The organism is Plantactinospora sp. DSM 117369 (genome assembly GCF_053764795.1).
On sequence record NZ_CM132446.1, the window covers coordinates 5,894,701 to 5,910,532 of the forward strand.

Consider the following 15,832-nt stretch of genomic DNA (forward strand, 5'->3'; position numbering starts at 1 on the left):
CCAGGTGGGCGAGCCCGGGTACGGCATTTCGGCGTCCCGGACTGATCAGTTGACGGTGTGTACGGTCACCGGCCGGTGCCGGGTCGGCCGCCGGGCCAGGAAACGCCAGCGCGGAGGCCAGGAGACGCCGGGCGGAAGGCATGAAACACCGGTGGCCGGGGCAGAGCCAAACAGCTCTGCCCCGGCCACCGGCTCAGGCACCCGCTCTCAGCCCAGCGACCTGATCCACTTGTCGACGGCTCCCGCCGTCGCGTCGCCGTGCTCCTCCATCATGGACCAGTGGTCGCCGACGACGTCCAGCGCCTGGTGCCGCAGGGGCCAGGTCGGCTGCCAGGGCCCCTCCGGTGGCGCGTCCATGCCGGCCGCGGTCAACGGCGCGGACGCCCGTACGAGCAGCGTCTCCGCCGTGGTGTCCTGCGGCGCCCACGCGCCGAAGAGGCTCAGGTACCCGGCCATCGCGGTGAGCCGGACATCGGTGACCCGGTTGAACTCGACGAGTTCGAACGTCGCGTCGGCCAGCGCGGCCATCAGCCGACCGACCTCCTCGGTGCCGGACAGGAAGGAGTCGAGCAGTACGACCCCGCGCGGTCCCGCTCCCACCGCCTCCAAATGGCCGGCGACCGACTGCGCGACCAGACCTCCGGAGGAGCGTCCGGCGAGTACCACCTCCGCGTCGGCGGCACACCGCCGGATCGCGTCAGCGTGGAACTCCGCCAGGGCCGCCACGCTCGCCGCGAGCTTCTCGCCGGCCACGAACCCGGGTGAGGGGATCACCCAGACGTCACGCACGCCCTGGAAAGCCGCCGCGAACCGCGCGTACTCGTGCACACCAGACATAGCCGACAGGGACGGGATACAGATCAGCACCGGCCCGTCCCCACCCCGGCTCAACCTGACCGGATCCGGCCGGGAGTCGAGTTCGGGCAACGTGCCGAATTGGTCCCGCAGCGCGGCGGCGGTGCGCAGCAACTCCCAGCCCTGTGCGAACCGGCCGGTCGAGTGCGCGTGCCGGAACAGATCCGCGATGGCCGTGGACGGGGTCGGGCCGGTAGGGGCAGCCAGCCGCCCGGCCCCCGACGCCGGAGCGGTACCGCCGTGTTGGGCCACGAGCCGGCCGGCTATCTCCGCCGCGAGGGACCGTACGGTGGGATGGTCGAAGACCACTGTCGCGGCGAGGTGGAGTCCGGTCGCGGCGTTGAGCCGGTTCCTCAGCTCCACCGAGGTGAGCGAGTCGAAGCCGAGCTCACTGAACGCGTGTCGCCCCTCCACGTCGTCGGCGTCGGTGTGGCCGAGGACCACGGCGGCCTCGCCGCGGACCAGTGCCAGCACGGCGCGGTCCCGCTCGTCGGCGCCGAGCGTGGCCAGGTGGGAGAGGCGGTCCACCGACTCCGTCGCGGCGGCCGAGCGGGCGGCCCGCCGGACAGGCCGGACCAGCGCCCGCAGCAGAGCCGGTACCTGCTGGTCGGGCAGCGACGAGGAATCACCGAGGGTCCACCGCATCGGCAGCAACACCGGCCGGTCGGTGGCGGTGGCGGTGTCGAAGAGGGTCAACCCCTCGGCGGCGGACAGGGTGCTCGCCCCGCCGCGTGCCATCCGGCCCCGTCCGACGGCGTCGAGTCCACCGGTCATACCGCCGGTCGCCACCCACGGCCCCCACGCCAACGACGTGGCGGGCAGGCCCCGGCTGCGCCGGTGGTGTGCCAACGCGTCGAGGAACGAGTTCGCCGCCGCGTAGTTGCCCTGGCCGGCGGGACCCAGCACGCCCGCCGCCGACGAGAACAGGACGAACGCGCGCAGGTCCAGGCTCTCGGTCGCCTCGTGCAGGTGCCAGGCCGCGTCCACCTTCGGCCGCATCACCCCGTCGATCCGGGCGGCCGTCAACGTGCCGGTCACCCCGTCGTCGATCGTGCCCGCGCAGTGCACGACGCCGCGCAGAGGCCACCGCTCGGGTACGGCCGCGACCAGTGCCCGTGCCGACGCGCGATCGGCCACGTCGCACGCGAGTACGGACACCGCCGCGCCCAGGTCGGTCAGCTCGGCCGCCAGCGCCGCGAGTTCGGGCGCGTCCAGCCCACGCCGGGACGCCAGGACCAGCGACGGCACCCCGTGCGCCACCACCAGGTGCCGGGCCACCAGGCCGCCGAGCATGCCGCTGGCGCCGGTAACCAGCACGGTGCCGGACAGATCCGTCCACGGCAGGGAGGTGTCCTCTCCCGCTGTCGACACCCGCGCCAGCCGTGGCACCAACGCCGTACCGCCACGCAGCGCCACCTGCGCCTCGTCCAGGGCCAGCGCGGCGAGGACTGCGGCGGCGAACGCCGCACCGGACCGGGGGTCGTCGTCGGTGTCCACGAGCAGGAACCGGCCGGGATCCTCGCTCTGCGCCGATCGCACCAGGCCGCTGGCCGCCGCGGCGGGTAGGCCGGGCACGTCCGCACCGGCCGCCGTGGCGACCGCGCCGGCCGTCACGAGTACCAGCCTGGCCCCTGCCAGCCGCTCGTCGGCGCTCCAGTGCCGCACCAGGTCGAGGACGTGACGGGTGAGTTGGTGCGCACGATCGACATGATTCCCGGTGGACGGGCCGGCGACGGGCAGCAGCGACACCACGACGATGTCGGGTACCGCCGCGCCGTGCGCGAGGGCCGTGCTGAGGCGTTCGAGGCTGGAGTGCGTGTGCAGCCCCGGTCCGATCGAGTCCAGACCCCCGATCATCGCGACGTCGTCGCCCATCACCATCGCCCACTCCAGCGCCCGTGGGTCCGGCACCTCCACCGCGGTGATCTCGGACCAGGTCAGTTCGAACAGCGAGTCGTCCGGCCGGGCGCCGACCGGCTGCGTCGGCGCGGCGCGGAAGGTCAGCGAGTCGATGGTGACGACCGGCTGGCCGGCGGTGTCGGTGACCGTCAGGGTGATGGCGTCCGGACCGGCCGGACGCATGCTGACCCGTACCGTCGACGCGCCGGTCGCGTGCAGGGCCACCCCGCGCCAGGCGAACGGGAGACCGGCGACGCTCTGGTCCCGGTCGCCACCGACCCCTAACAGCACGGGGTGCAGGGCGGCGTCCAGCAGCGCGGGATGGATGCCGAACCGGTCGGCGGTGGCGGTCTGCGACTCGGGCAGTGCCACCTCGGCGAGTACCTCGTCACCGCGCCGCCAGGCCGCCCGCAGCCCCTGGAACGCCGGGCCGTACGTGAACCCGCCGTCGGCGTCGCGGCCGTCGTAGAACCCGTCGACCGGCAGTGGCTCGCTGTCGGCCGGCGGCCAGACGGTGGCGACAGCGTGCGGAGGGGGTGGGCCGGCCGGGGCGAGGGTGCCGGTCGCGTGTCGCGACCAGTCGGCCGAGCCCGGGGCATCCTCGTGCCGGGAGAACACATTGAACGGTCGGCGGCCGTCCGCATCCGGGCCTCCGACGACGACGTGCAGCCGCACCGCGCCGCTGTCGGGCAGTACCAGCGGGGCGGCCAGGACGAGTTCCTCGACCAGACCGCAACCGGCCTGGTCACCGGCCCGGACGGCCAGCTCCATGAACCCGGTGCCGGGGAAGATCACGATGCCGGCCAGCGCGTGGTCACCGAGCCAGTCGTGCGAGCCCAGCGACAGACGGCCGGTGAGCAGGAAGCCGCCCGAGTCCGGAACTTCGACGGCGGCCCCGAGCAGGGGGTGCGCCGCCGCCACCAGTCCCGCCGACGCCACGTCGCCGACCACGCCCGGCTGGTAATCCAGCCAGTAGCGGCGCCGTTGGAACGCGTACGTCGGCAGGTCGACGGTGGCCACGTCACGGCCGGCGAAGAACGCGTCCCAGTCGACCGCCACACCACGGCTGTGCAGCCGGGCCAGCGCGTGCACGAGTTCCACACGGCTGTCACGGTGGCTGCTCATCGACGGTAGGAACGCCGCCGGCTCGGCCGACTCCGGCAGGCACTCCGCCCCGAGGCCACTGAGCGTGCCGTCCGGGCCTATCTCCAGGAACGTCGTCACCCCCTGCTCGTGCAGGACCAGCACCGCGTCGGCGAACCGCACCGGGGCGGCGATGTGCTGCACCCAGTACCCGGGCGAGCACAGCTCGGCTTCGGTGGCCAGCCGGCCGGTCACGGTGGACACGATCGGGATCGTCGGCGGGTGGTACGCGACCCCCTCGGCGATTCGCTGGAACTCAGCGAGTACCGGGCGCATCCGGGGTGAGTGGAACGCGTGGCGGACGGGCAGCCGCTTGGTCTGGCGGCCCTGGGCGGCGAGTGTGGCGGCGATCTCACCGACCGCCTCCTCGTCGCCGGAGAGAACCACCGCGCCGGGCGCGTTCACGGCGGCGATGCCGACCGAGTCGGACCGCCCGGCCAGCAGCGGTACGACCTCGGCCTCGCTCGCGCGGACCGCGATCATGGCGCCGCCGTGGGGCAGTTCCGCCATCAGCCGGCCACGCGCCGCCACCAGGGTGCACGCGTCGGCGAGTGAGAGCACCCCGGCGACGTGGGCGGCGGCCAGTTCGCCGACCGAGTGCCCGGCCAGGTACCGGGGGCGCACGCCCCAGTGCGTCAGCAGCCGGAAGAGTGCCAGCTCCACGGCGAACAGCGCCGGCTGCGCGTACCCGGTGTCGGCCAGCAGATTCGCCGCGTCGGTGCCCTCGGCCGCGAACACCACGTCGCGCAACGGGACGTCGAGCTGGGCGTCGAGGTGTGCGCACACCTCGTCGAACGCGTCCGCGAACGTCGGAAAGCTGTCGTACAGTGCCCGACCCATGCCGGGTCGTTGGCTCCCCTGACCGGCGAACAGCATCGCGGTCGCGCCGTCGGCGACGAACCCGCGTACCAGCCCGGGCACGTCCTGTCCGTCAGCCAGCGCGTCCAGCCCCGCGAGTAGGGCGTCCCGGGTACCGGCCACGACGACGGCGCGGTGTTCCATCCCGAGCCGGGTGGTCGCGAGCGAGTAGGCCAGGTCGAGCCGACCCAGCTCGGGTCGGTCGGCGACGTGTTCGTGCAGGCGGCGTGCCTGCCCGGCCAGCGCGGCCTCGGTCCGGCCGGTCACCGGGAACGGCAGGACCGGCAGCTCGGGCACGACCCACGGGTCCGCCTGGTCCGTCACGTCCGGCAACTCGGCCACATCCGGCAACTCGGCCACGTCCGACGGTTCGGGCAGGTCCGTCGGCGCCACCCGGGCGGCGCCGATCGCCGGCGCCGGTGCCTGCTCGACAATGACGTGGGCGTTCGTCCCGCTCACGCCGAACGAGGAGACACCGAAGCGCCGCCGCTCGGTGTCCGGCCAGTCGCGCGCCTCGGTCAGCAGTTCGACCGCACCGGCCGACCAGTCCACCTGCGGCGTCGGCGCGTCCACGTGCAGGGTCCTGGGCAGCACGCCGTGCCGCATCGCCATCACCATCTTGATCAGACCGATGACCCCCGACGCCGACTGGGTGTGTCCGATGTTCGACTTGATCGAGGCCAGCCAGAGCGGGTTGCCCGCCGGTCGGTCCTGCCCGTACGTGGCGAGCAGCGCCTGCGCCTCGATCGGGTCGCCCAGGGTGGTGCCGGTGCCGTGTGCCTCGACCGCGTCGACATCGGCGGCGGTCAGCCCGGCACTCGCCAGCGCCTGACGGATCACGCGCTGCTGCGCCGGGCCGTTCGGCGCGGTCAGCCCGTTCGACGCCCCGTCCTGGTTGATCGCCGAGCCACGCAGCAGCGCCAGTACCGGGTAGCCGTTGCGCTCGGCGTCGGACAGGCGCGCCAGCAGGAGCATCCCGACACCCTCACCCCAGGCCGTTCCGTCGGCGGCGGCAGCGAACGCCTTGCAGCGGCCGTCTGCGGCAAGCCCCCGCTGCCGGCTGAACTCGACGAACACCCCGGGTGTGGCCATCACGGCGACCCCGCCGGCCAGCGCCAGCGTGGCCTCGCCGGCACGCAGCGCCTGCGCGGCGAGGTGGATCGCCACCAGCGACGACGAGCACGCGGTGTCCACCGTGACCGCCGGCCCCTCCAGCCCGAAGGTGTAGGCGACCCGGCCGGAGAGCACGCTCGCCCCACCGCCGGTCACCACGTACCCCTCGGCCGCCGCGCCCTGGCCCAACAGCAGCGCGGCGTAGTCGGACGTGGCCCCGCCGACGAACACGCCGGTACGACTGCCGCGCAACCGGTCGGGGCGGATCTGTGCCCGTTCCAGCGCCTCCCACGAAACTTCCAGCAGCAGCCGCTGTTGCGGGTCCATGCCCTTCGCCTCACGGGGCGAGATGCCGAAGAATCCGGCGTCGAAGTCCGCTACGTCGTAGAGGAAGGCGCCCTCCCGCACGTACGAACTTCCCGGCCGGTCGCCGTCCGGGTCGTACAGCGCCGCGAGGTCCCAACTCCGGTCGGTCGGCATCCCCGAAACCGCGTCCACGCCCTCGCTGACCAACCGCCACAGGCCCTCCGGGTCTCGTACCCCGCCAGACGTCCGGCAACTCATCGCGACGATCGCGACGGGGTCGTCGTCGATGACCACGGCGGGCGGTACGGCGTCCACTTTCACCCCTGCGGCGCCGTTCCCGATCTCGGCCCGCAGGTGGTCCACCACGGCCGACACCGTCGGGTGATCGAAGACCAGCGTGGCCGGCAGCCGCAGCCCGGTGACCGCCGACAGGCGGTTGCGCAGCTCGACCGCAGTCAGCGAATCGAACCCCAGGTCCCGGAACGCCCGGTGGGGCTCCACCGCCTCCGCCGACCGGAAGCCCAGCACCGCGGCGGCCTCGCCCCGCACCAGGTCGAGCACGGCGGCGGCGTGCCGTGTCGGGTCCAGCTCGGCCAGCCGTTCCCGTAGGGCGGTACCCGCCTCGTCGGGAACCGGCGCGGACGCTTCGGCGACCGCCCGGGCCGCCTCGTCGATGTCCTGCAACAACGGACTGCGACGGGCGATGGTGAAGGTCGGAACGAACCGGTCCCAGTCGATGTCGGCGACGATCACCAGCGTCTCGCCGTGCTCGACGGCCTGGTGCAACGCGCCCACGGCCAGCTCGGGCGCCATCTGGCGCACGCCGCGGCGGTTCAGCATGTCCTCGGCGCGGTCGTCGACCATGCCACCCCGGGTCCAGCTTCCCCAGCCGATCGAGACAGCGGTCAGGCCCCGGGACGCGCGAGCCTGCGCCAGCCCGTCCAGGTAGCTGTTGGCCGCCGAGTACGCGGCGGTGCCGGCACTGCCCCAGGACGAGGCGCCGGACGAGAAGAGTACGAAGGCGTCCAGCTCCCGGTCGCCGAGCAGTTCGTCGAGATGCCGGGCGCCGGCCACCTTCGCCTCCATGACGTCGGCGAACTCGTCCATCGTGGCGTCGAGCAGCATCGACGAGCCACTGACGCCTGCGGCGTGGACCACGGCTGTCAACGGGTACCCGGCCGGCACGTCGGCCAGAAGCGCCGCCACGGCGTCCCGGTCAGCCATGTCACACGCTTCGATCGTCACTGCGGCACCCAGGGCGGTCAGTTCCTCGGCCAGCTCGGCGGCGCCCGCCGCGTCCCGCCCGCGCCGGCTCGTCAGCAGCAGGTGCTCGGCCCCGGCACCGGCGAGCCAGCGCGCGACGTGCGCCCCCAGCGTTCCGGTCCCGCCGGTCACCAGGACCGTGCCACGGGGCCGCCACGCCCGTACCGGCGGCTTGTCACCGAGCGGCGCGCGTACCAGCCGCCGACCCAGTACGCCGCTGTCGCGGATGGCCACCTGATCCTCGTCGCCCGCCGTGAGCACGCCGCTGAGCCGTGCCAGGGCCCGTGGCGTCAACATCCCACCGGGTAGGTCGACCAGGCCGCCCCAGCGCTGTGCGAACTCGAGCGCGGCCACCCGGCCCAGGCCCCAGACGGCGGACCCGACGGCCGAGGACACCCGGTCGGACCGACCGACGCCGACGGCGCCCCGGGTCACCGCCCAGAACGGCGCGGTGAGGTTCGCGTCCTCGGACGCCTGCAACGCGACGACCGTGGCGGACAGACCGGCGGGAACGCCGGCCCGGTCGTCCTCGTCCAGTGACAGCAGCGACAGCACGCCGGACGGGGCCTCGGCGTCGAGCACCTCGCGCAGCCGGTCGGCGAGGCCCGCGCGGTCGGCTCCGGCCGCCGCGACGACGACCGGCCGGGCCCCGGCCGAGGCCAGCGCCGTCCGGACCGCGTCGACCTCGGCCCGGTCCCCGGCAGGCGCCAGCACCAGCCAGACACCGGACATCGGCGTGACCGGCGCCGGTATCGGGCGCCACCGCACCCGGTACCGCCACGAGTCGACCGTGGAGGTGTCGCGTCGGCGGCGCCGCCAGGCCGACATCGCGGGCAGCAGTTCGCGCAGCGGCTGCTCGCCCACCTCCAGGGTGCGCGCCAGCGCCTCGACGTCCGCACGTTCGACCGCCTGCCAGAACCCGGCGTCCGCCGGGTCGGCGTGGGCCGAGGTGCCACCGGGACCAAGCATCGCCGGCATTTCGAGCCAGTACCGCTCGCGCTGGAACGAGTAGGTCGGCAGCGCCACCCGACGTGCACCGGATCCGGCGTACACCGCCGGCCAGTTGACGGTCACGCCGTGCGCGTACGCCTCCGACAGCGACAGCAGAAACCGTTCGATGCCGCCCTCGGAGCGACGCAGCGTACCGAGCACCGACGCCGGGCGGCTGCCGGCGTCGATGGTCTCCGCCACGCCGACGGTCAGTACGGGGTGCGGGCTCACCTCGACGAAGGCGTCGTACCCCAGCTCCAGCATCCCGCGCACGGCGCTCTCGAACTCCACCGTCTGGCGGAGGTTCCGGTACCAGTACCCGCCGTCGAGCTGCACCGTGTCCACCAGGCCGCCAGAGACGGTCGAGTAGAACGGTACCGTCGACGACCGCGGCTCGATGATGGCGAGTTCGGTGGCGAGCCGTTGCCGGATCGTCTCCACCTGCGCCGAGTGTGAAGCGTAGTCCACCGCGATCCGCCGCGTCCGCATCCCGTCCGCTTCGCACGCGGCCATCAGCGCGTCCAGCGCCTCCGGGTCCCCGGAGACCACCACCGACGCCGGGCCGTTGACGGCCGCCAGCGACAGCCGGTCGCCCCACCCAGCGAACAGCCGCAGTACCCTGTCCCGGGGTGCGGCCACCGACACCATGCCACCCAGTCCGGCGAGCTCCCTCAGGGCCCGGCTGCGTACGGCGACCGCGCAGGCGGCGTCCGCCAGCGACAGGGCGCCGGCGACGCACGCCGCCGCGAACTCGCCCTGCGAGTGTCCGACCACGGCGGCCGGCTCGACGCCGTACGAGCGCCACAGCTCGGCTAGCGACACCATCACGGCCCACAGCACCGGCTGCACCACGTCGACGCGTTCCCACGACGGGTCGCCCGTCCCGTCGCGCACCACGTCCTCCAGCGACCAGTCGACGTACGGCGCCAGCGCGGCGGCGCACTCCGACATGCGCCGCGCGAACACCGGCGACGTCTCCATCAGCTCGGTCGCCATGCCGGCCCACTGGGAGCCCTGGCCGGGAAACACGAACACCGGTCGGGCCGGACTCTCCGCCACCCCGCGTACCAGGCCGGCGTCGCCCCGTCCGTCGGCCAGCGCCGCCAGACCGGCCAGCAGGCCCTCCCGGTCGCCGGCCACGATCACCGCCCGCCGTTCCATCGGGGCCCGGGTCGTCGCCAGGGAGAAGCCCAGGTCGAGATCTGACATGCCGGTGCCGTTCCGGACGTGGATGTCCAGTTGCCGTGCCTGGTCGCGCAGGGCCGCCTCGGTCCGGCCGGACACCGGCCAGGCCAGGTGCGCGCCGACCAGCCCACTTCCGGTTCCGGGCCGCTCGTCGGAGTCGTCCGGCCCGGTGCCGGACGGTGCCTGCTCCAGGATCGTGTGGACGTTGGTGCCGCTGACCCCGAACGACGAGACCCCGGCCCGTCGGGGCCCGTCGGTCGCCGGCCAGTCCTGTCGCTCGGTCAGCAGGGCGACCGCGCCGGCCGACCAGTCGACCTGCGGAGTCGGTGCGTCCACGTGCAGCGTCTGGGGCAGTACGCCGTGCCGCAACGCCTGCACGGCCTTGATCACGCCGGCCACGCCCGAGGCGGCGGCTGAGTGGCCGATGTTGGACTTGACCGATCCCAGCCACAGCGGCCGGCCGGCCGGCCGGTCCTGTCCGTACGTGGCCAGCAGCGCCTGCGCCTCGATCGGGTCGCCCAGTGTCGTACCGGTGCCGTGCGCCTCGACCAGGTCGACGTCCGTCGCGGAGAGCCGCGCGTTCGCGAGGGCCTGCCGGATCACCCGCTGCTGTGCCAGGCCGTTCGGTGCGGCAAGCCCGTTCGAGGCGCCGTCCTGGTTCATCGCCGAACCGCGGATCACCGCGAGTACCGGGTGTCCGTTGCGCTCGGCGTCGGACAGGCGCTCCAGCAGCAGGATCCCCGACCCCTCGGCCCAACCGATGCCGTCGGCCGCCGCCGCGAACGCCTTGCACCGCCCGTTGGCCGCCAGCCCGCGTTGCCGGGAGAAGACCAGGAAGGGCGCCGGGGTCGCCAGCAGCGCCACTCCCCCGGCCAGCGCCAGGTCCGTCTCGCCGGTACGCAGTGCCTGCGCGGCGAGGTGGATCGCCACCAGGGAGGACGAGCAGGCGGTGTCCACCGTCACCGCGGGTCCCTCCAGCCCGAAGGTGTACGCGATCCGGCCGGACAGGACGCTGGCACTGCTGCCGGTCATCACCATGCCCTCGGACTCCTGCCCCGAGGCCAGCATCAGCAGCGCGGCGTGGTCCTGCGACGCGCCCCCGACGAACACGCCGGTGCGGCTGCCGCGCAGCGTGCCCGGGTCGATCCCGGCCCGCTCGAACACCTCCCACGAGTTCTCCAGCAGGAGCCGCTGCTGCGGGTCCATGCCCTTCGCCTCGCGCGGGGAGATGCCGAAGAAGCCCGGGTCGAAGTCCCCGGCGTCGTAGATGAATCCGCCCTCGCGTACATAGGACTTTCCGGACCGGTCGGGGTCCGGGTCGTACAAGTCGGCGAGGTCCCAGCCGCGGTCCGCGGGGAAGGCGGAGATCGCGTCCGTCCCGTCGTGGACCAGCCGCCACAGGTCCTCCGGCGAGCGCACCCCGCCGGGGTAGCGGCAGCTCATCGCGACGATCGCGACGGGCTCGTCGGCCCCGACCGCCGCCACCGCCGCCGGCGCGTCGGCGGTCCGGTCGGCCCCACCGAGTACGGCCGGCAGCAGGAACGCCGCCACTGCCTGCGCCGTCGGGTAGTCGAATGCCAGCGTGGCCGGCAGCCGCAGCCCGGTCACCGCCGACAGCCGGGTACGCAGCTCGACGGCGGTGACCGAGTCGAACCCGAGGTCCCGGAACGCCTTCTGCGCCCCGACCGCCTCCGCCGACGGGTACCCGAGCACGGCTGCCGCCTCGGCCCGGACGGTTTCCAGGATCACGGCGGACCGCCGGTCGGCGGGGAGCTCCGCGAGCCGCTCCCGCAACGCGGAGCCGGTGACGGCGGGCGCGGCGTCGTCGGCGCGCAAAGCGTCCGCCACCTCCGGGATGTCCTCGATGAGTCGGCTGCGGCGGGCGAGGGTGAAGGACGGCGCGAACCGGGCCCAGTCCAGGTCCGCGACGGTAATCAGAGACTCGCCGTGCTCGACCGCCTGGGCCAGCGCGGTGACGGCGAGCGGCGGCGGCATCTGTCGCAGCCCGCGCTTGGTCAGCATGTCCTCGGCACGGTCGTCGAACAGGCCGCCCTTGGTCCAGCTTCCCCAGGCGATCGAGGTGGCCGGCAGGCCGCGGGCCGTACGGTGCTGCGCCAACCCGTCCAGGTAGCTGTTCGCGGCGGCGTACGGTCCCGCGCTCGCGCTGCCCCACGCCGACGCCCCGGACGAGAACAGCACGAAGGCGTCCAGCTCCCGGTCGCCGAGGAGCTCGTGCAGGTGCCGTGCCCCGGCAACCTTCGCCGCAGCCTGGCTGGCCAGGTCGACGAGGCTCGTGTCGGCCAGCGCCACCGAGGCACCGACACCGGCGGCGTGTACCACGGCGGTCAGCGGACGGTCGGCGGGTACCGCGGCGAGCAGTGCGGACACCTGCTCCCGGTCGGTGACGTCACACTCGACGGCGTCCACGGTCGCGCCCAGCTCACGCAGCTCCGCGATCAGCTCGGAGGCACCGTCGGCAGCCGGCCCCCGGCGGCTGGCCAGCATCAGGTGCTCCGCGCCGTTGGCCGCGAGCCAGCGCGCCACGTGCCCGCCGAGCACGCCCGTACCGCCGGTCAGCAGCACCGTTCCACGGGGCTGCCAGGTGCGCTCCGGCCTGCGGTCCCCGAGTGGCGCCCGGACCAGCCGCCGGGCCAGGACGGCCGTGCCGCGCACGGCCAACTGGTCCTCGTCGTCGCCGGCCACGAGGATGGCCACCATCCGGTCCAGCAGGTGTGCGTCCAGCCGTTCGGGGAGGTCGACGAGACCGCCCCAGCGCTGCGGATACTCCAGCGCGGCCACCCGACCGAGGCCCCAGACCGAGGCCTGTTCCGGACTACCCGCCCGGTCCGCCCGTCCGATGCTGACCGCGCCACGGGTCAGACACCACAGCGGCGCGGCGATGTCGGCGTCGCCCAGGGCTTGGAGCAGCGTCAGGGTCGTCGCGAGGGCGTTCGGCACCCCGTCGAACGCCGACCACCCGCCGTCGAGCGCCACCAGCGACAGGACACCGGCCGGTGCCGGCCCGTCGGCCGGCAGCGCGGCGCGCAGCCGCTCGGCGACGTCGGCACGGTCCGGTGACCGCGTCTCGACCGTCACCACGTCGGCCCCGCGTCCGGCCAGGGCTGTCCCGCACCGCTCTGCCAGCCCGTCCGGTACGGCGTCGGCCGGGGTCACCAGCAGCCAGGTGCCGGACAGCGTCGTCGCGGCCGGTGTGGCGACCGGTTTCCAGGTCACCCGGTAGCGCCACGAGTCGACCGTCGAGCGGTCTCGGCGGCGCCGCCGCCAGGCCGCGAGTAGCGGCAGCACCGGTCGCAGAGCGGCCGGGCCGTCCAGCCCCAGTTCGGTCGCCAGGCCCTCCAGATCCTCGCGCTCCACGCCGTCCCAGAACCGGGCCTCCACCGGGTCCGTCGTCGGCCCGGTGTCGGTGGCGGCCCCAGCGGGCAGGTCCAGCCAGTACCGCTGGCGCTGGAAGGCGTACGTCGGCAGCGCCACGGTGGTCGCGCCGGTGCCGGCGAACACCGCCCGCCAGTCCACCCGGGTTCCGTTCGCCCACGCCTCGGCCACCGACGTGAGCAGCCGCTCCAGGCCGTCCTCACCTCGCCGCAACGTTCCCGACGCTGTCGCCGCCACACCGCAGTCGTCGATCGTCTCCTGTACCGCGGGCGTCAGCACCGGATGCGGGCTGACCTCGATGAACACGCTGTGGTTGTGGGACAGCAGGAGACGGGTCGCGGCCTCCATCTCGACGGTCTGCCGGAGGTTGCCGAACCAGTAGTCGCCGTCGAGTTCCGTCCCGGTCAGCGGCCGGGCGGTCACCGTCGAGTAGATCGGTACCCGCGCCCGTCGCGGGGTGACCGGGCCGATCATGTCCCGCAGGTCGTCGCGGATCGTGTCCACCTGCACCGAGTGCGAGGCGTAGTCCACCGCGATCCGGCGCATCCGTACGCCGTCCGCCTCACCGTCGACCATCAGGGCGTCCAGCGCCTCCGGACGGCCCGAGACCACCACCGACGCCGGGCCGTTGACCGCTGCCACCGACATCTGGTCGCCCCAGCCGGACAGCCGCTCGTCCACCTCCTGCCGGGAGGCCGCCACCGACACCATGCCGCCCTCTCCGGACAGCCGGCGCAGCAACCGGCTGCGCAATGCCACCACCCGGGCGCCGTCCTCCAGCGACAGGGCGCCGGCCACCACCGCCGCCGCGATCTCGCCCTGCGAATGCCCGATCACCGCCGACGGCTCCACGCCGTACGAGCGCCACAGCTCGGCCAGCGACACCATCACCGCCCAGAGCACCGGCTGTACCACGTCGACCAGGCCCAGTGGGGCGGCGCCCGGTTTCCCCCGTACGACGTCGGTCAGCGACCAGTCTACGAACGGCGCGAGCGCGGTCTCGCATTCCGACAGGCGTCGGGCGAATACCGGTGACGAGTCCACCAGTCGCGCGGCCATACCCGCCCACTGCGAGCCCTGCCCCGGGAAGACGAACACGACCCGGCCGTCGGTGCCGGCCGTTCCCCGTACCAGACCCGGCGCCCCCCGTCCCTCCGACAGCGCGGTCAGCCCCTCGACCAGGGCCGACCGGTCGGCGCCGACCAGTACGGCGCGGTGCTCCAGGTGTGCCCGCGAGGTCGCGAGCGAGTACGCCAGGTCCCGGTCGGCGTCGTACGGGTGGTCGGTCAGGTGGGCCAGCAGGCGCGCCGCCTGGTCCCGCAGTGCGCCCTGAGAATGGGCCGACACCGCGAACGGCAGTACCGGCAACGGCGGCGCGTCACTGTCCAGGCCCGCCTCCGCGTCGGGTCCGGAAGCGGGAGCGGGGGGCTGTTCCAGGAGCAGGTGGACGTTGGTTCCGCTCACTCCGAACGAGGAGACGCCGGCCCGTCGGGGCGCCCCGGTCGACGGCCACTCCCGTGCCTCGGTGAGCAGCTGCACCGCGCCCGACGCCCACTCCACCCCGGAGGTCGGCGCGTCGACGTGCAACGTGCGCGGCAGCATGCCGTACCGCATCGCCAGCACCATCTTGATCACGCCGCCGACGCCGGAGGCGGACTGAGTGTGGCCGATGTTGGACTTCAACGCGCCCAGCCACAGCGGACGGTCCGCCGGCCGCTCCGACCCGTACGTGTCCAGCAGGGCCTGCGCCTCGATCGGGTCGCCGAGCCGGGTACCCGTGCCGTGTGCCTCGACCACGTCGATTTCGGCAGCCGACAGCCGGGCGGTGGCCAGCGCCTCCCGGATCACCCGCTGCTGGGACGGGCCGTTGGGGGCGGTGAGCCCGTTCGACGCGCCGTCGGAGTTGACCGCCGAGCCGCGGATCACCGCGAGTACCGGGTGTCCGTTGCGTTCGGCGTCGGGCAGCCGCTCAAGCAGCACCATGCCGACGCCCTCGGACCACCCGGTACCGTCGGCCGCCTCAGCGAACGCCTTGCACCGGCCGTCCGTGGCCAGGCCACCCTGCCGGACGAACTCGACGAACGCTCCCGGGGTGGCCATGACGGTCACCCCGCCGGCCAGGGCCAGCGAGCATTCGCCGTTGCGCAGGGCCTGCGCCGCGAGGTGCAGCGCCACCAGCGACGACGAGCACGCGGTGTCCACCGTGACGGTGGGCCCCTCCAGCCCGAGGGCGTAGGCGACCCGGCCAGACAGTACGGAGCCCGCTCCGCCGGTCATCGAGTATCCGGCCTCCTGGCCGGCATTCATCAGCAGGACGGCGTGGTCCTGCGACGTGCCGCCGACAAACACGCCGGTACGGCTGCCGTGCAGTGCTGTCGGGTCGATCCCGGCCCGCTCGACCGCCTCCCAGGCGGTCTCCAGCAGCAGCCGCTGCTGCGGGTCCATGCCCTTCGCCTCGCGCGGCGAGATGCCGAAGAACTCTGCGTCGAACTCGGCGGCGTCGTAGAGGAAGCCGCCCTCGAAGGCCGACACCGCGTCGGACGTGTCACTGTCCAGCCCGTACGCGGCCAGGTCCCATCCACGGTCGGTCGGGAACCCGCCGACCGCGTCGACCCCGTCCGCCACCAGCCGCCACAGATCCTCCGGCGAGCGCACCCCGCCGGGGTAGCGGCAGCTCATCGCGACGATCGCGACCGGCTCGTGTGCCCCGCTACTCGCCTGGCGCAAGCGCTCCCGGGTCGCCTTCAGGTCGGCGGTGACGCGCTTGAGGTAGTCGCGGAGCTTGTCTTCGGTGTTCACGATCTTCCTCATTTCACGCGGGTCAGCG

The 15,832-nt window shown here is 73.9% G+C and carries 1 pseudogene; it reads right to left on the reverse strand.

Annotated elements, in window-relative coordinates:
- Positions 1-237: 237 nt before the first annotated feature.
- Positions 238-15,804: pseudogene (locus tag ACSMXO_RS25555) on the reverse strand (type I polyketide synthase); the annotation flags it as partial.
- Between the last annotated feature and the right edge of the window lie 28 nt (positions 15,805-15,832).